17 protein-coding genes and 2 pseudogenes are annotated in these 16,505 nt (G+C 44.7%); 11 read left to right on the forward strand and 8 right to left on the reverse strand.

Features of this window, described 5'->3' with window-relative positions:
- Nucleotides 1-63: 63 nt before the first annotated feature.
- Nucleotides 64-1,023 carry a L,D-transpeptidase family protein gene (locus JEU20_RS06340; RefSeq protein ID WP_198244321.1) on the reverse strand — a complete coding sequence of 320 codons (960 nt, stop codon included), beginning with the start codon at nt 1,021-1,023 and terminating at the stop codon, nt 64-66.
- An 86-nt stretch (nt 1,024-1,109) separates the two neighbouring features.
- Between JEU20_RS06340 and JEU20_RS06345 the strand changes: the two genes are divergently transcribed.
- Complete coding sequence (locus JEU20_RS06345; RefSeq protein ID WP_198244323.1) at nt 1,110-1,466, forward strand: hypothetical protein; 357 nt, start codon at nt 1,110-1,112, stop codon at nt 1,464-1,466.
- A 20-nt stretch (nt 1,467-1,486) separates the two neighbouring features.
- Here the strand turns inward: JEU20_RS06345 and JEU20_RS06350 are convergent, their stop codons facing one another.
- From JEU20_RS06350 to amrS, 3 genes are all read right to left on the reverse strand, one after another.
- Nucleotides 1,487-1,666, reverse strand: a complete 180-nt coding sequence (locus JEU20_RS06350; protein ID WP_198244325.1) for a hypothetical protein — start codon at nt 1,664-1,666, stop codon at nt 1,487-1,489.
- Nucleotides 1,667-1,794: 128 nt separating this feature from the next.
- Nucleotides 1,795-1,947: a hypothetical protein gene (locus JEU20_RS06355; protein ID WP_198244326.1), complete on the reverse strand. Its 153-nt coding sequence runs from the start codon at nt 1,945-1,947 to the stop codon at nt 1,795-1,797.
- A 65-nt stretch (nt 1,948-2,012) separates the two neighbouring features.
- Entirely contained in the window at nt 2,013-3,098 is a 1,086-nt protein-coding gene (gene amrS / locus JEU20_RS06360; RefSeq protein WP_198244328.1) for an AmmeMemoRadiSam system radical SAM enzyme, read from the reverse strand.
- 116 nt (nt 3,099-3,214) lie between these two features.
- On the opposite strand from amrS, the gene amrB reads away from it, so the two are divergent.
- Entirely contained in the window at nt 3,215-4,024 is an 810-nt protein-coding gene (gene amrB, locus JEU20_RS06365) for an AmmeMemoRadiSam system protein B (RefSeq protein WP_198244330.1), read from the forward strand.
- A 59-nt stretch (nt 4,025-4,083) separates the two neighbouring features.
- Here amrB and JEU20_RS06370 read toward each other — a convergent pair.
- Nucleotides 4,084-5,199 (reverse strand): annotated as a pseudogene (locus JEU20_RS06370) (ISAs1 family transposase).
- Nucleotides 5,200-5,314: 115 nt separating this feature from the next.
- Between JEU20_RS06370 and JEU20_RS15595 the strand changes: the two are divergent.
- The 3 genes and pseudogenes from JEU20_RS15595 (at nt 5,315) to JEU20_RS06385 (ending at nt 6,975) form a co-directional block, all read left to right on the forward strand.
- Nucleotides 5,315-5,515, forward strand: a complete 201-nt coding sequence (locus JEU20_RS15595; protein ID WP_342590472.1) for an AMMECR1 domain-containing protein — start codon at nt 5,315-5,317, stop codon at nt 5,513-5,515.
- Between the two features lie 160 nt (nt 5,516-5,675).
- Nucleotides 5,676-6,567, forward strand: a pseudogene (locus JEU20_RS06380) (IS5 family transposase).
- An 87-nt stretch (nt 6,568-6,654) separates the two neighbouring features.
- A complete protein-coding gene (locus tag JEU20_RS06385) occupies nt 6,655-6,975 on the forward strand; it encodes a hypothetical protein (RefSeq protein ID WP_198244332.1) in 321 nt (106 codons plus the stop codon).
- 409 nt (nt 6,976-7,384) lie between these two features.
- Here the strand turns inward: JEU20_RS06385 and JEU20_RS06390 are convergent, their stop codons facing one another.
- Together JEU20_RS06390 and uvrD are read right to left on the reverse strand one after the other, a co-directional pair.
- Nucleotides 7,385-7,552, reverse strand: a complete 168-nt coding sequence (locus JEU20_RS06390; protein WP_198244334.1) for a hypothetical protein — start codon at nt 7,550-7,552, stop codon at nt 7,385-7,387.
- Nucleotides 7,553-7,818: 266 nt separating this feature from the next.
- A complete protein-coding gene (uvrD, locus tag JEU20_RS06395) occupies nt 7,819-9,984 on the reverse strand; it encodes a DNA helicase II (protein ID WP_198244336.1) in 2,166 nt (721 codons plus the stop codon).
- A gap of 277 nt (nt 9,985-10,261) precedes the next feature.
- Here uvrD and JEU20_RS06400 point away from each other — a divergent pair, with 277 nt between their 5' ends.
- Both JEU20_RS06400 and JEU20_RS06405 read left to right on the forward strand, forming a co-directional pair.
- Nucleotides 10,262-10,525, forward strand: a complete 264-nt coding sequence (locus JEU20_RS06400) for a YgaP family membrane protein (RefSeq protein WP_198244338.1) — start codon at nt 10,262-10,264, stop codon at nt 10,523-10,525.
- Nucleotides 10,526-10,620: 95 nt separating this feature from the next.
- The gene (locus JEU20_RS06405; RefSeq protein ID WP_198244340.1) at nt 10,621-11,910 is read left to right on the forward strand and encodes a DUF3422 family protein; all 1,290 of its coding nucleotides are present in this window, start codon (nt 10,621-10,623) and stop codon (nt 11,908-11,910) included.
- Nucleotides 11,911-12,011: 101 nt separating this feature from the next.
- On the opposite strand, the gene JEU20_RS06410 is transcribed toward JEU20_RS06405, so the two are convergent.
- The gene (locus JEU20_RS06410; RefSeq protein ID WP_198244342.1) at nt 12,012-12,461 is read right to left on the reverse strand and encodes an FxsA family protein; all 450 of its coding nucleotides are present in this window, start codon (nt 12,459-12,461) and stop codon (nt 12,012-12,014) included.
- 40 nt (nt 12,462-12,501) lie between these two features.
- Here JEU20_RS06410 and cutA point away from each other — a divergent pair, with 40 nt between their 5' ends.
- The 4 genes from cutA (at nt 12,502) to JEU20_RS06430 (ending at nt 16,487) form a co-directional block, all read left to right on the forward strand.
- A complete protein-coding gene (gene cutA, locus JEU20_RS06415) occupies nt 12,502-12,819 on the forward strand; it encodes a divalent-cation tolerance protein CutA (RefSeq protein WP_198244344.1) in 318 nt (105 codons plus the stop codon).
- Nucleotides 12,801-14,651, forward strand: coding sequence for a protein-disulfide reductase DsbD (dsbD, locus tag JEU20_RS06420; protein ID WP_198244346.1), 1,851 nt, complete (start codon nt 12,801-12,803; stop codon nt 14,649-14,651). The genes cutA and dsbD overlap by 19 nt, the downstream gene beginning before the upstream one ends.
- The gene (locus JEU20_RS06425) at nt 14,648-15,172 is read left to right on the forward strand and encodes a TlpA family protein disulfide reductase (RefSeq protein WP_198244348.1); all 525 of its coding nucleotides are present in this window, start codon (nt 14,648-14,650) and stop codon (nt 15,170-15,172) included. The genes dsbD and JEU20_RS06425 overlap by 4 nt, the downstream gene beginning before the upstream one ends.
- A gap of 202 nt (nt 15,173-15,374) precedes the next feature.
- The gene (locus JEU20_RS06430) at nt 15,375-16,487 is read left to right on the forward strand and encodes a PAS domain-containing protein (RefSeq protein WP_198244350.1); all 1,113 of its coding nucleotides are present in this window, start codon (nt 15,375-15,377) and stop codon (nt 16,485-16,487) included.
- Nucleotides 16,488-16,505: the final 18 nt, after the last annotated feature.

A 16,505-nucleotide genomic window follows, 5' to 3' on the forward strand; every position in this document is an offset into this window, starting at 1 on the left:
CAGTGTAAATTTGTAAGTTTTTTCTCCCTCTCATTGAGACTGTTCTTCTGAGCAGTCTCTTTTTTAGTTCTCTTCCAACTCTAAATCATCTAACTTAATCGGCCGCTCGAAAATAGCGACTGGAATGCCATTACTTGTTTGTAGCGCTTTTTTTAAAGCAGCACCTCGAACCACGGGCAACATCCCATTATTAGCTCTTTCTATCAGATCCAGTGCCTGATCCAGTTTAGTCTGATAATCTTGCAAATTATCATCCAAGGGTGGATGTACTTCGATATATAGTGTGTCTTCAAGCCAACCTACTTTTATAGGTTGATTAACGATATAAACCGGTGTTCGTACCTTGATCATCGGAAATAGTTTTTCAATATCTTCAGGATACATACGAACACAGCCGTGACTGACGCGCATACCGACGCCAAACGGTTTATTGGTGCTGTGTATTAAATAACCGGGAATACCTAAACGCATAGCATAAAGCCCAAGTGGGTTATCCGGCCCTGCTGGAACAACATCGGGTAAAGGGTCGCCGCTTTCGGCATGTTCCTTTTTTATGGAAGGCGGTGGAATCCAGACCGGATTGCGTTTTTTGCTTTGGATATAAGTTTTACCCAAGGGTGTATCCCAATCTTGTCGTCCGATACTGACCGGATGGGTAATAACCACCGGCTTCTCGCCTTTGGCAGGTTTTGGAAAATAGTAAAGTCTGTATTCCGGCAAATTAAGAATCAAGCCATCACGCGGGGCATCTGGCAAAATATAACTATTAGGGATAACGACACGCGTGCCTTCACCCGGTATCCAGCGATCGACATTTGGGTTGGCCAATAGAATCTGGTTTTGACCTAAGTCATATTCTCTGGCAATATCCAATAAGGTATCTTCATGTTTGGCAATCGCATATTTAATTTTATGTGGCGGGTCACCAATCAAACTATCTTTTGGGTTGGCAGGTAATGGGTAGGTTGTGGCGTGAGCCCAGCTGACTATAAGCCACCCTAAGATAAAAAAGAATAAACGCATCGTAAAAAATATTAGGTTAAAAACGTTAGTTTACAAGGCGCCTTACAAATACCAAAATCCATTGATTGTTTTCAGAGGAGGCAAAGATGGGATGTTGTGATGATCCAACCGAACCCGAAAAAATAAGCCGAAGCGACTGGGTGTTATTACAGGAGCAATATGGCAATTTACAGCGGGATTTATTTACCGGTGACCCTGAAAAAGTCATGCTCAAGGCGTTGCAAAGTGCGAGTACTTATTTACAAGAACTGGCAGCATTGCGCGCACATTATGATTCGGTCAGGCAGGCTGCTATTCGATTGTTGAATAAAGAAAGCCTAAATGTCTTGCAACGTATTGCGGAGCAGGAAAGCGACAGCGACATGGGCACTGCCGCCCGGCAACGCATTGCTGAATTGGAAAACGATACAGGTTTGTTTGGGCGTTTATTTCATTCCGAATAAGCACTCAGTTGCTGTAAGCCTCATTCGGTCTGAGGAATATCAGGATTTGCGCTAAACCCGTTCACATTTGATTGTTGCGCATTTTCCTGATTATTTTGATGAAGCAATGTTCCTCCGACAATAAAAAGCATGACTAATATATAAATGATTGCGGCAATGCGCCTGACTTTTTTGCCTGTACTTACAGAACGTTGTGTCATATCAATTTTAGTTAAAATGGCTGGAAAGCCTTAGTATAACAAGTCCAACCAGGCCTTTCAGCGCGCTGTCATGCTTTAACCTGTCATTGTCGTGCGCGAAAGTATAAAAAATGGCAGGCAAAACCGGGTTAAGCCAACATCGCCTGTTCATATTCATCCAGTTCCGATACCGGCCGCCGCGTTCGGCTGCATGGCTCGGGCTCAAATAGCCCTATGATAATATTCAAATCAATATAGGCTTCCTCGCCCAACAAAGGTTCTTCAAGGTTTAAGTCAAACATAGTTTTCTCTTTTGCAATATTTTTCTCATTATGCAAGCCAAATATTAAAAGTTGATGACAATGAGCTACCCAATCATGACCGGTTGCCGTCTTGCTCCCCAATTTCCTGGTTTATCCATGAAACGTCCGGCGCACGGTGTTCCACAATTCTCGCAACAGCCTTTTTCATCCAATCCCCATTCCGATAACTCATACCAATCCCGACCAATCAATAAATGACCGCACTGATGACAATAGGTACTTTCCGCTACTTTATGATGAACATTACCGACATAGGCATAACGCACCCCATTTTTCTGTGCGATATCGCGTGCCATCAATAATGTACTGACAGGTGTCGAGGGCTTGTCACGCATTTTCCAGTCCGGATGAAAAGCAGTGAAATGCATGGGCACATCTGAACCTAAGTTTTCGACCACCCACTGTGTCATCGCTTCCAGTTCAGCTTGTGAATCATTTTCGCCCGGAATCAGCAAGGTAGTCAGCTCCAGCCAGACCGATGTTTCATGTTTTATGTACTTTAAAGTTTCTAAAATGGGCTCTAAATGTGAGCCTGTAATTTTATGATAAAAATCTTCGGTGAAAGCCTTAAGATCGATATTCGCAGCATCCATCACGGCATAAAATTCTTCGCGCGGTTTCGGGCAGACATAACCCGCCGATACAGCCACTGATTTTATTCCGCGTTCACGACACGCCAATGCCGTATCGATGGCATATTCATGAAAAATAACTGGATCATTGTATGTATACGCGACACTAAGACAACCACTCGAAGCTGCAGCATCGGCAATCGCCGTCGGCGAGGCCTGACTCATCAAAGCATCCATTTCGCGTGATTTACTGATGTCCCAATTCTGACAAAACTTACAGGCCAAGTTGCAACCCGCCGTACCAAATGACAAAACGGCCGTACCGGGATAAAAATGATTCAAGGGTTTTTTTTCGATCGGGTCAATACAAAAGCCGCTTGAACGCCCATAACTGGTCATAACAATTTGATTATTGAGATTCTGTCGCACAAAACACAAACCACGCTGGCCTTCATGCAATTTACAAAAACGCGGACATAGATCACATTGCACACGCCCATCGTCCAAACTATGCCAATATTTTGTTGTGACAATATTGTCGCTGATTAAAGTATGCATAACATCCCCCTTGAATTTTTTACGTTAGCACCTATAACTACATTATGGGGATTGATTTATTAAGATAAAGTCTTAATGGTTGATCCGGTAATTATTTTTAGGTGGAGGGCAGAACGATGACTTCGATCAGACCTCCGGCAGTTGCCGGCACGTTTTATCCTGACGATCCTTCGGAATTATCCGCAATGATTCACTATTTTTTAAGTCAGGCCGATGATAGCTTGCCAGCGCCCAAAGCAGTTATCGTTCCGCATGCTGGCTATATTTATTCAGGCCCGATCGCAGCGAGTGCTTATGCGCCTTTAAAAAAAGCGGCCGATCAAATCAAGCGTGTCGTCCTGATAGGTCCTTCTCACCGGGTTGCATTTGAGGGTTTAGCTGTCAGCAGTGCCGACCAATTTGTCACGCCTTTAGGCGCTATTCCTATCGATAAACAAGCGGTCGAAGCTATTTTACACCTGCCTTTTGTTCATCTCCTGGATCAGGCACATAGCCTGGAACATAGTCTTGAGGTACAACTACCTTTCTTACAGTCTGTATTAAACGATTTTAAACTGGTTCCTATTGTGGCCGGTGACGCCAGTGCCGAACAGGTCAGCACCGTCCTGGAAATTCTCTGGGGAAAATCTGAAACCTTGATTGTCATCAGTTCGGATTTGAGTCATTACCATGATTATTTCACCGCCCAACAGATGGACCAGAACACATCACAACTGATCGAATCATTGCACTATGAACAACTTGATTTTGATTCAGCCTGCGGTCGTGTCCCTGTCACAGGGTTGTTACGCTATGCACGTCAGCATGGCTTGAAACCTAAAACCATTGATTTACGAAATTCCGGTGATACTGCCGGCGACAAAAACCGGGTAGTCGGGTATGGAGCTTATGTCATTAACCAAACAACATCAGAATATTCTGCTTAATATAGCACGCGAGTCGATTGAAAATGGCTATCGTACAGGTCATCCCAGGGCAATCGGGTTTAAATTACACCAAGAATCTTGAGTAAATAATCATTATCCCACCCTGCCATCATTCGCTTGGTTTTTACACCGACTTTGGCCGTTTCCTCGGCTTTTATTAAATTTAAGGCCATGTGTCGAATGACAGCTAAGTTTGAAGCACTATATCCTTTGCGGGTTCGGTTGCTATCCTCATCAAAAGCAAGATCAAGAACCCAATGCAAGTTATTTTCAATCGCCCAATGAGCGCGAACAGCATGCTCTAACTTGTTTGGATCGTTTGCGCTTAAACTGCTTATAAAATAGCGTGTTTCCTCGGTTATTTTTTCATCCACTTCTCTTGTGGCTGTGACGGCAATAATACTTTTTAATCCTGACCAGGAATGCTCCTTTTTAACCATTCAATCTCATCCGTGACACGAACAGAACGCGTTTCAATTCGCCCATGCTCACCATTGACGGTTTTTGTGGCAATTTCTGGCGATAAAGCGGATGTAAAATAGGCCTTTACATCCTCATGTAAGGTGCCATGATTTCCTTTTAAACTCAAAACATAGTCACCGCCTTGGTCGATAATCTGTTTGGCTATTTTCTTTTGGCACCCCATTGCATCAATTGTAATCAAAGCGCCTGCAATATCCAAACGCGACAGAAGTTTGGGTATGGCCGTAATTTCATTGGATTTATCATCCACTTTCGCCTGACCTAAAACCAAACTGTTTTTCCGCGACCAGGCGCTCACCATATAGATGGCTGACTTATTTGAGGCTTTATCAATACTGCGCCTTAAGCATTTGCCATCCATTGCAATAATATCTTCTTCAACCAAGTCCGCTAGATCGGCCACCCAGTTTGAGAAGCATTGACTAAATTGTTCCGTATCTATGGCGGCAAAAACAGCACCCAACGTATCATGTGAAGGGATTCCATTTTTCTAAACCAAGCTGTTCAGTGAACCAGCTTTCTTTAGCCTTTCCAAATTTTTCAATGGCCACCCAGTTATCGGCTCCACAAATAGTCGCACACAAGGTGATGAAAAATATATCAGTGAGTTGATGCTTCTTTCGCCGATCTACTCTTGGATCAGCAATCGTTGAAAAATGGTGGATAATTGAGGCCGTTGGGGTAACTGTCATTTATAATCAAAATGATAAAACCAATACCTTATCTAAATTATAATTTCAACCCTTTTTTAAACCCGATTGCGAAAATGCCTTTTCCGCGGCCTATAAAGATCCTCGTTTTCCGCCTGTGGAACGCAGTGAAATTCCACAGCTTGATATTTTTATTTCCATCCTGAGTGAACCGGAAGCCATGCAGTTTTCATCAGAAGAAGATTTATTACGCCAAATCAGACCTGGCGTCGATGGCTTGATTCTTGTTGAAAATGGTTATAAGGGGACTTTTTACCGTCGGTGTGGGAATCTTTACCGGAGAAAGTCCAGTTTTTAAGGCATCTTAAAAACAAAGCAGGGCTTCCTGCCGATTATTGGTCAGACAGTATTAAAGGGCTTTGTTGCATAAATCATAAGGATCCCCATATTATAGGGCATGGACAAGAAAAAAGAAACAACGCTACAAACTAAAGAATTGGTCGAATTACAATCAAGCCTTGATCAATCGAGGTTCATTAACGCTATGGTTCGAAGAATCCATGATCAAGCAATGGCATCAGCCTGAAAAGACAGGCTATAGAGGAAGCCCGATGACGTATTCTGATACTGCTATTCAATGCGCATTGACCCTGAGAGAACTCTTTAAAGCTGCTGCCGTTGAGAGCGACACAGGGATGTTTGTTGTCGTTAGTCCAGTTATTAAAGCTGTCTATCCAGATTCCTCATTACAGTACATTAAGTCGCCGCCAGCAAACTCTGGAGGTTCGGCTGCCTCGTTCAAGCAGTCGAACGCCAAGACACTTAGTCGTCGATTCGACCGGCTTAAAAGTCTACGGTGAAGGCGAGTGGAAAGTTCGCAAACATGGTGCCAGCAAGCGCAGAACCTGGCGTAAACTCCATATCATGGTTGATGCACAAACGCAGGAAGTCGTGGCAGTTGAGATGACGGCTAATTTTGTTGGTGATTCCGAAGTCTTGCCGGATTTATTAGAGCAGCTGGATGAACACGACCAAGTTGCCAGTGTGGCGGCGGATGGCGCTTATGATACGATCCAGTGTCATCAGGCGATTCGTAACAAAGGCGCCGATGCATTGATACCGCCGCGGGAAGGGGCGGTGGAATGGCCGAGTGATGAAGATGGGAGAACTCATCCAAGAACAGCGATTGTTCAACGTTGCGCTGAAATCGGGAGAAAGGCATGGAAACAAGAAAGTGGTTATCATCAACGCAGCCTGGCTGAAACGGCTATGTTTCGCATCAAAACGCTCTTTAGTGGCCAATTAAAAAACCGGACCTTTGCGGCTCAGATGGTTGAGGCGTATCTCCGCGTCGGCGCAATGAATAAAATGACAGGCCTGGGTATGCCTGAAAGTTATTCTGTTTCATGAATAAAGACTGGAATTTAAGAAAAGAGTACGCTGTGGATTATTTATGCAACAAAGCCTGATCAAACTATATTCACTGGAAGCCGTTGGATGGAAGAAGTTATTTTTTATCATAAGCCATCCAAGACGCTAATTGTTGCAGATTGGGTAGAGAATTTTGACCCAGCTACGTTAAATTGGTGGTATAGGGTTTTAGCTAAACTTGTTGGGATACTGTATCCTAATGGAAAGATGCCTCTTGATTGGCGATTAAGCTTTTTGCTCGGGAATAAAAATGAAGCGAAGAAGCATCTGAAAAAAATTCTAGCTTGGCGCCCTGAAAATCTGATTTTATCTCATGGTAAATGTATATTTGGAAATGCTCATAAGTTTATTGAAAAATCGTTTTTATGGTTAGAGGTAAATGCATAACAAATCGCTCAACTTGACCGCAAAAAGCGCCGCTCCTATCGTCGCTCTGCTTTTTTCGTCAAGTTAGCTTGGTCGTTATAACGCTGGCATCAGCGCCCTGCTAGTGCAATGCTCAGATGCCAGCACTAAAACCATGCTAGGGCGATAGAATCAGCACCACAGGTGCAGAAACAGGGTGACAGACTCAGTTCCAAAGTAAAGCGATTTAATCACGGCTTAGGCTTCGGAGAAGCCCTGAAGCCGTGCATACTTTCAACGCCTGCTAAAAGCTGTAGGGTATAAAGCTATAAACGCCGTGATGAAATAGCTTGACTTCGGAGCCTGCTAGAGTCTGTCTGCCGGAACCTGCCCCGCGATGCTTTCATTATGAGGCTATGAGCAATGGTGACAAATAAGGTACCATGCCCATTTAATCAAACTGGTTTAAATACTCCACAATGGCCAGATTGATAACCGCTTGCACTGGTAAGCCATGCTTTTCAGCAAATAGCTTAACGCGCTCTGTTATTTGTGGCGTTATTCTTGGGCGCATTTCCTTATCTGGTGCCGTTATGGTACTGGATACGGTACCAGACACAGTACCATTTTGAGTAGTTTGATTTGGTTTTCTTCGCTTTCTAGCCATTTTGTTAACCCCTGTTTTTAGTGAGTAAGAAAGAATGGTACCGTGTATGGTGCCTTGTATAGTGTCGATATCTTTCCCCCCATGTTATTAGATGGGGGTTAAAAGCTATAACGATAAAAAACAGAGGCCAGAGATGGCTTTTTCTTTCTCGGTAATAGTGAACGGAGGATCATGGGAATGAAATTAAAGAGCCGCCGCGTAACATCAGTTATCTTAAATCAAGCTCTCGATAACTTGGCATAGGCCAGCATCAACCATTTCAGCCCCACATTCTTAAAATTGATCTGCACCCGCTCCTGTGCACCTTCTCCTTCCACTTGCAACACCACGCCTTCGCCAAACTTCTGATGAATGACGCGCTGTCCCAGTTTATATTGAGCGCCCGCCATAGCAACACTGCTGTTATTAGCGGTTGGCGTTAGTTTTTGATTCAGATTGGCACGCAAACGGATTTCCTGCATCGATTCAGTCGGAATTTCCCGAATAAAACGCGAGGGTGAAGGATAGGTTTCTTTGCCATACAAGCGACGTGATTCAGCATGGGTCAAATACAATTGTTCACGCGCCCGGGTAATGCCGACATAACACAAGCGCCGTTCTTCCTGCAGCCGGGCAGGGTCGTCGGTTGATTGTTGCGAAGGGAACAAACCTTCTTCCATACCCACCAAAAAGACAATTTTAAACTCCAGCCCCTTAGCCGAATGCAATGTCATCAACTGTACACAATCCTCATAGTCTTCGCCCTGCGTATCGCCTGCCTCCAGCGCGGCATGCGCCAGAAACATATCCAGTTCCGATAAGTTTTCTTCGTTGTCGGCTTCATAATCAAACAAACGCGCGGCGTTGACCAGCTCCTCCAGGTTTTCAACCCGTGCTTCGCCTTTTTCACCTTTTTCTTTTTTATACAGTTCAATCAAGCCACTTTTTTCAACCACAAGCTGTACTTTTTCAAACAGTTCCAGCGCTTCGGCTTCAGCGGCCAGATTTTGGATAAGTTGTTGAAAGCCCTTCAGTGCATTAGCTGCGCGGGCAGTCAGGTGATTTTGTTGCCGCATTTTCAAACCGGCCTGCCATAAAGAAATACCTTCATTCCGGGCCAGTTGCCGAATATCTTCCAGCGTTTTATTGCCGATTCCCCGCGCCGGTGTATTGACGACACGTTCAAACGCGGCATCGTCATCCGGATTGGACATCAATCTTAAATATGCCAGCACATTTTTGATTTCCATTCGCTCAAAGAACCTCAGCCCACCGTAAACCCGATACGGTGTACCGGTACTCATCAACTTTTCCTCAAACTGCCGTGATTGGGCATTGGAGCGATACAAAATAGCGACATCGCTACGCAAACCACCTTCATTCACCCATTGCCGTATTTTCTCGACCACAAAATAGGCTTCGTCCTGCTCATTGAACGCTGTGTATAAGGAAATTAAATCGCCATCGCCGCTGTCGGTCCATAAGTCCTTGCCTAAGCGCTCTTCATTATTAGCAATCAGAGTATTGGCCGCTTTCAGAATATGGCCAGTGGATCGGTAATTCTGCTCCAATTTGATCAACTGATGATCGGGATAATGTTTGCGGAATGAATGAATATTTTCAATTTTTGCACCGCGCCAGCCGTAAATAGACTGGTCATCATCGCCAACCACAAACAAATTGTTCTGGCCCTCGGTCAATAAGCGCAGCCAGGCATATTGTATGGTATTGGTATCCTGAAATTCGTCGACTAGCACATGCCGAAAACGTTGCTGGTAAAAGCTCAGTAAATCTTCATTATCGCGCAGTAATTCATGGGTTCTGAGCAGCAATTCACCAAAATCAACTAACCCTGAACGATTACAAACCTCTTCATAAGCTTTATAAATCGCGATCATTTGTCGCTGAAACGGGTCGCCATCTTCAATCATATGGCGTGCACGGATACCTTCATCTTTTTGCGCATTGATATACCACTGGATCTGTTTGGGCGGGTATTTGCTATCGTCGATATTTAAATTGCGTAGCAAACGTTTAATCAACCGCAGCTGATCATCGGAATCGATGACCTGAAAGGTTTCCGGCAATTTGGCCTGCTTGGCATGGCGCCGCAGCAAACGATGCGCCAGACCATGAAAGGTTCCGATCCACAAATTACGTGTCGATTGTTTAAGCAACGCTTCCACCCGACCGCGCATTTCAGTCGCCGCCTTGTTGGTAAACGTCACCGCTAGAATATTTTGCGGTGATAAGCCATTCACCTTGATATGCCAGGCAATTCGGTGTACCAGCACCCGGGTTTTACCGCTGCCGGCACCTGCCAGTACCAAAACTGGCTGTTCCGGGGCAGAAACGGCAAGTTTTTGTGCATCATTTAAATGACTAATAATTGATTCGGTATCCATCTTAAACAACTGACAATATTGACTCAAACCGTCCAATATACCATTAAAACAGTGCTTACGATTCAAATATCCCGACTCTAATCCTTGCACAATTTTTCAAGCGGTGTATATTGAAAAGTTGACGTTTTGATTTTGGGACGTTAGTCCTAAACGTCAATGCAATCCACACAATAACAACAGGAAACATTGAAAGACGAGTAGCCTGGCTTAAAACCTGCCAGGGCAACTTATTTTTTCAGTATTTCCGATAACTTAACACGGGCAGGAAGGTAAAATCATGAGCTTTGATGTCAAACGTTTAATAAAATTCGAACACAATGTCGGTGCACAGGAAAAAAAATACCGTCTCTGGGGTGGTGCGGCGGCGATATTTATTTCGCTGTTTATTGCCAGCGTTCCTTTATTGCTTATTGGCTGTGTTTTAGTCGCAACCGGTTATTCAGGCTGGTGCCCAGCATACTCGGCACTCGACAAAAGCACACTTGAGCAAGATACCACCTCTTCTGACGCTGAAGATAAAGAAGATAAATCCGACAATTAACACATCAAACGGGGTAAAGCACAGCTTTATCCCGTTCGCTTATTTCCCACATTTTATCTATACTCGTCAATTTTAGACACCGCCCGGATCGTACCGTGCCAACATTATTTCCATTACCTGAAAATCATTCCAAACGTTTCCTGCTACACAATGAAGTTCACGCCCGCTCCTCGGTAATCCTGGAATTACCGTTCAGGGCCTCGCATTTGGCCTTGATGGTCAACCCTGAAGAAAAAAAACAAGATTTCCGCCATTTATTGACGCTATGTGAGCGCTTTGGCATCACCCCACCGACGCCCGACGCTAATCATTTCATGGCACCTTTCGGTGATTTTCAGTTACTGTGGGAACAACACAACGAATTTGTCACCTACACATTTTTTGTCAATCTCAGCACCTCACTACCCTTTACAGAACCGGCTTTAAAAAAGGCACCGGTCGATTGGATGGCAAAATTACCCGGGCAATTGATGGTGGCCAGCCATGCCGAAATCATCCCAGCCAACCAGCTCAACAACCTAGATGAAATCAGCGCATTGTTTTCAGGAAATGCCTTAATCGGTGCCGAAGTCAGTGGCGGGGCTGCTAGCGCTTATACTGATTTTCGAATTCACGCCGATGGTTTCAGTCGGTTTTTGATTATCGACAAGCATTTAAAAAAAGCACAAGCAGGTCGTTTGATTCAGCGTTTGTTTGAAATTGAAGTATACCGGGTAATGGCTTTACTCGCCTTTCCAATCGCCCGTCAACTGACACCGGTTTTAATTAAATCCGACCAGCAATTACGTACCATAACGGCAGCCATGGCTGAAGAAGACAGTGACGACAGCCGTTTACTAGATGAATTGACGCGACTGGCGGCGGAAATCGAAAACCATATCTCCAGTAACGATTATCGTTTTGGCGCCGCCAGCGCCTATTACAATATAGTCGTGCGGCGCATTCAGGATTTACGCGAAGTCAGAATCCAGGGCCTGCAAACCTTCAGCGAATTTATGAATCGCAGACTAGAACCTGCCATCGGAACCTGCCAATCAACCATCAAACGTTTTATGCGTTTATCTGAACGTATCAGCAATGCGGGTGAATTGCTCAGAACCCGGGTTGATATTTCTATCGAACGGCAAAACCAGGCCTTGCTCAAATCCATGAATACGCATGCCAAAATGCAATTAAAATTACAAAGCACAGTAGAAGGCTTGTCCATCATTGCCATTACCAGCTATGTCGTTGGCTTGATTGGGTCTATCGCCCAGGCGATGAAATCAGCCGGTTGGCAAATTAACCCCTCTATCGCGGTGGGCGTATCCATTCCCATCGTGTTAGTTGTTGTCGCATTAGGTGTGCGTCGCATTCACAAAGTTATCCAAAAAATAGATGATTAACCCAGCTTTGCTGGCATAAAACGTATGTCACCGACTCAACCTGAAGTCACCGTATTAAACACTTATGTCACCGACTCAACCTGAAGTCACCGTATTAAACACTAAGGTGTCTTATCGCCATCTTTTTTCTCATATTCACCTTCAATCACATGATGACTCGGTGTACCATCCTGCTGAAAGCCGGTTGGCGTCACCAGTTTATTTTCAATCACATAACGGGCGATTTTTTTACGCAAGCCCGGCACCAGGCAGGCAAAACCAATAGCATCGGTAAAAAAGCCCGGTGTCAGCAATAATGCACCACCAACCAGCAAAATCGGGCCTTCAATCATTTCGTAGGCGGGGACAATACCTTTATTTATACTTTCCTGAAAACGCAACCAGGTTGCCAATCCTTGCTTTCTCAGCAACCAGGCACCCAACATAGCCGTAAATACCACCATAAAAATAGTGGGAAAAACACCGATAATGCCACCAATTTGCAACAATAAATAGATTTCGATAAACGGTACGGTCAAAAAAAACAAAAATAAAATCTGTACAATTTTCATTTAAAATACGCCTTGGGTTCAAGTTTATAAGGATAGTCTGATGCACCAACTCATTTATTGTACCTGTCCCGACCGGGAGACGGCAGAAAAAATTGCCCGATATTTGGTCAAAACGCAATTGGCCGCCTGTATCAACATCATCCCCGGAATCACCTCGATTTATCAATGGCAAGGTGAAATCGAATCTGCTGAAGAACATCTGCTGTTAATCAAATCCCGCCAGGATTTATATCCTCAAGTGGAGCAGGCCATCATCCGTTTGCATCCCTATGAACTTCCCGAAGTTGTTGCAGTCTCTATGGCTCGCGCACTGCCTGACTATTTACATTGGATGGATTCATGCTTAATTTCAGAATAATCGCCTTATTACTGACCTGTTTCTGGACACTGCCTACCTCGGCCGTACAAGCGGCTGAACCTGGCACGGTTAAACAATTACTGAATAATTTTTCTGCCAAACTCAATTTATTTGAAGATGAATTGCTGCCAGCCGATCAGGCTTTCAAATTTTTTGCCACGGTTAAAGATGCACAAACGATTAGCGTGCGCTGGGAAATCGCCGATGGTTATTATCTTTACCGCAGTAAACTCAAACTAGCCAGCGATAACGCTGCGGTAAAAATAGGCCCGTTAGAATTACCCGAAGGCGAGCCGTATCATGATGAATCGTTCGGTCAGGTCAGAATTTATCACCAAACCATTGAACTCGATGTGCCGCTGATTCGGCAAAAGGCAGAACCTCTCAGCTTTAATTTGCTGGCTTCTTTTCAAGGCTGTGCCGACCGAGGCGTGTGTTATCCGCCGATGAAAAAATCGCTGCCCTTAATCTTGCCGGCTATGGCTGCAACCGGTCCATCCACACCCTCCCAAACCACGCCCTTATCCGAACAAGACCAGATTGTCCAAGCTTTGCACAATGACAGCTTCTGGGTCACCTTGTTAAGCTTTTTCGGCTTCGGTTTGTTATTGTCACTGACCCCGTGTATTTTCCCGATGATTCCGATTTTGTCAGGAATTATTGTCGGCCAGGGGCAAAATATCGGCACGCGAAAAGCCTTTTTTCTATCATTTTGTTATGTGTTAGCGTCAGCACTAATGTACACACTGTTTGGTGTGCTAGCCGCATTGTTCGGTAGCAATTTACAGACAACCTTCCAGCAACCTTGGATTATCGCCTTGTTCAGCACCATTTTTGTGTTGCTGGCGTTGTCGATGTTTGGTTTTTATCACCTACAAGTGCCCAAAGCCTTGCAAGCCAAATTGCATGATTTCAGTGACCGACATCGTGATGGCTCCTGGATCAGTGCCGCCATTATGGGTGCCTTATCATCCTTAATCGTCGGTCCTTGTGTTGCCGCGCCACTGGCCGCTTCATTGATTTATATCGGCCAGACCGGCGATGTCATACTGGGCGCATCAACCTTATTTGTTATGGGCTTAGGAATGGGCGTACCACTGCTGTTTTTGGGCACCTCTGCAGGCTCATTGTTACCGAAAGCTGGACAGTGGATGAACACAGTCAATGCCGTATTTGGCGTCATTATGCTGGCAGTTGCGGTATGGATGCTGGATCGTATTCTACCCTCACAAGTCACCATGCTGCTGTGGGCCATGTTGTTGATTATTCCTGCCATTTATTTGAATGCGCTCGACCCTCTCCCGGCGGACAGCAGCAACTGGCGCAAATTCTGGAAAGGCTTAGGCGTCGTTTTGATGCTGTATGGCGTGTTATTACTGGTCGGGCTAAGCGCCGGAAACAGCAACCCACTACAACCTTTAAAAGGACTTGGCAATGCTAAAGCCATCACTGCAACCACAGAAGGCGTCTCGTTTCAGCGCATTCACAGCAACCAGGCGCTCGATGAAAAAATCGCCCAGGCTGGGCGTGAAGGGCGCTGGTTAATCCTGGATTTTTATGCCGACTGGTGTATTTCCTGCAAGGAACTGGAAGCCTACACCTTTACCGACCCAGCGGTAAAACAACGGTTGCAACAATTTGTCCGAGTTCAAGCCGATGTCACGGCCAACAGTGCGGAAGAACAAGCACTATTAAAACGCTTCAATCTAATTGGCCCACCCGGCATTATCTTTTTTTCACCAGATGGTAAGGAACGTCCAGCTTTTCGTGTCATCGGCTATCAGGATGCCGCAACCTTTCTGCAAACCCTGAACAGGCTGCAATCTTCATGAAGAATAAACTGATTCTAGTTGCTGCGGCCCTGTTGTCACTCAGTGCCGGCATGCTGTTTAAATATTATCAAATCCAACAAACCGAACAACAACCCGCCTCGCCTTTATTGTCGATACGTTTACCCGACAGCGAGGGCAAGCTGCGTGATTTAAGCGAATGGCAAGGCAATATTCTGATTATCAATTTCTGGGCCACCTGGTGCCCACCTTGTCTGAAAGAAATCCCCGAGTTCATCAAACTCCAAAATGAACTGCGCGACAAGCATGTACAGTTTATCGGCATCGCCATTGAAGATCAGGCAACCATTGTGTCATTTTTGCAAAAAAATCCAATCAACTATCCCGTTTTAATCGGTGGCGATGCTGCCATAAGCTTATCGCAGCAACTGGGCAATCTAGTCAATGCTGTGCCATTTACCATAATCGTTGATACCAACGGCATGATTGTCTACCGTCACCCCGGGGAATTATCCCGACAAAAACTGATGCAAATATTGAAACCACTGCTGGCAGGAAATTAGGGCCTGTTCAAGAATACAGCAACCAACCATCGAGCAACAGCGAAAGCTATCAAGAATAATTCATGCGTCAATTTGTCGCATTGAAAGCATTAAATAATCAGCTAGGCTTTTATCCACGCTTTGGTTAGCTCAAACCAAACTGTGGGTTATCACTAGATTTTGAGTTGAAGCGGATTTAACGACCCCCCTGCACGGAGCATAAATGTACATTCAACTTGGCCTTATTTTTATTTTAAGTCTACTGCTTTCAGGCGTGTTGATATGGCATCTTAACTATCGTAAACAACAGAATCGACAGGCTCAATTAACCGAACTGTTACTCGCTATACAATCCTTCCCAGTACATTTGCACACCATGCAACAAATGCTGGAAAGAAGTCTGGCTCTTATTTCCGCCATCCCCGCTTTACCGTTCACGCCATCCACCTCTATTTTATTATCTCAGCCAGGTAATAAACTCATCTTTGCACAACGAGGTTTGAATGACAGACAAATTGCCCTATGGCAACATATCGCCATAAATGCTACCGAACAATCCATCGACACGATTCAGTTTCAGCCAGCTTCACAACAACAAAATTTATCCCCCTTTTTTATTGCACCGCTGAAAAACCACGAAACGCTGATGGGCGTGATCATTCTTCCAATTCCAGATTCCTTAAGAACCAGCCAGACACTGTTCTCCAGCGTACAAAAAATCGCCCAAGCCATCGAGACCTTGGTCAAACGCAAACAAGTCGCCGATGAACTGGTCCTCGGAAACAAAGTGATTGATATCAATCAACAAGCTATTTTTATCACGGATCAGCAGCACCAAATCATTCGTTGTAATGAAGCCTGCTGTACCCTGACCGGACAAAGCCTCAATCAACTATCCGACAAGAATTTCCTGACATTGCCATTCAACACCCAATCTGGTCTGACGCTAAATGACATTTTATGTCGCGTAGATACGCAGAAAAACTGGCAAGGCGAAGTTGTTATTAAGCATGATGAAGAGCAAAAAACCTATTGGCTAACCTTGTCAGCTATTAAAAATCCCAAGGATGAAATTACCCACTATTTATCTATTTTCACCGACCTGACTGAAATAAAGCGCGCCGAGCAGGCCTGTCAACAACTGACATATTTCGATTCATTAACTGGTCTGCCCAACCGAGCTTTATTACACAACAAAATCCAGCGAGCGATCGAACAGGCGAAAATAAAAAACCAACGTTTCGCTCTATTATGCCTGGATATCGATCATTTCAAAAAGGTAAATGAATCACTAGGGGCTGTTGCCGTTTTGAAAATCCCCCTTGAAATTCAATAACTCCGCCACATAGATTGT

This window comes from methane-oxidizing endosymbiont of Gigantopelta aegis, assembly GCF_016097405.1.
GTDB lineage: Bacteria > Pseudomonadota > Gammaproteobacteria > Methylococcales > Methylomonadaceae > Methylomarinum.

What these genes read in the sequence shown, in the direction of transcription:
- cutA (WP_198244344.1), top strand. Translation starts at nt 12,502, where the DNA reads ATGCACCAACTCATTTATTGTACCTGTCCCGACCGGGAGACGGCAGAA.
- JEU20_RS06430 (WP_198244350.1), top strand. Translation starts at nt 15,375, where the DNA reads ATGTACATTCAACTTGGCCTTATTTTTATTTTAAGTCTACTGCTTTCA.
- JEU20_RS06400 (WP_198244338.1), top strand. Translation starts at nt 10,262, where the DNA reads ATGAGCTTTGATGTCAAACGTTTAATAAAATTCGAACACAATGTCGGT.
- JEU20_RS06350 (WP_198244325.1), bottom strand. Translation starts at nt 1,666, where the DNA reads ATGACACAACGTTCTGTAAGTACAGGCAAAAAAGTCAGGCGCATTGCC.
- JEU20_RS06355 (WP_198244326.1), bottom strand. Translation starts at nt 1,947, where the DNA reads ATGTTTGACTTAAACCTTGAAGAACCTTTGTTGGGCGAGGAAGCCTAT.
- dsbD (WP_198244346.1), top strand. Translation starts at nt 12,801, where the DNA reads ATGCTTAATTTCAGAATAATCGCCTTATTACTGACCTGTTTCTGGACA.
- JEU20_RS06385 (WP_198244332.1), top strand. Translation starts at nt 6,655, where the DNA reads ATGGAAGAAGTTATTTTTTATCATAAGCCATCCAAGACGCTAATTGTT.
- amrB (WP_198244330.1), top strand. Translation starts at nt 3,215, where the DNA reads ATGACTTCGATCAGACCTCCGGCAGTTGCCGGCACGTTTTATCCTGAC.
- JEU20_RS06410 (WP_198244342.1), bottom strand. Translation starts at nt 12,461, where the DNA reads ATGAAAATTGTACAGATTTTATTTTTGTTTTTTTTGACCGTACCGTTT.
- amrS (WP_198244328.1), bottom strand. Translation starts at nt 3,098, where the DNA reads ATGCATACTTTAATCAGCGACAATATTGTCACAACAAAATATTGGCAT.
- JEU20_RS06425 (WP_198244348.1), top strand. Translation starts at nt 14,648, where the DNA reads ATGAAGAATAAACTGATTCTAGTTGCTGCGGCCCTGTTGTCACTCAGT.
- uvrD (WP_198244336.1), bottom strand. Translation starts at nt 9,984, where the DNA reads ATGGATACCGAATCAATTATTAGTCATTTAAATGATGCACAAAAACTT.
- JEU20_RS06345 (WP_198244323.1), top strand. Translation starts at nt 1,110, where the DNA reads ATGGGATGTTGTGATGATCCAACCGAACCCGAAAAAATAAGCCGAAGC.
- JEU20_RS06340 (WP_198244321.1), bottom strand. Translation starts at nt 1,023, where the DNA reads ATGCGTTTATTCTTTTTTATCTTAGGGTGGCTTATAGTCAGCTGGGCT.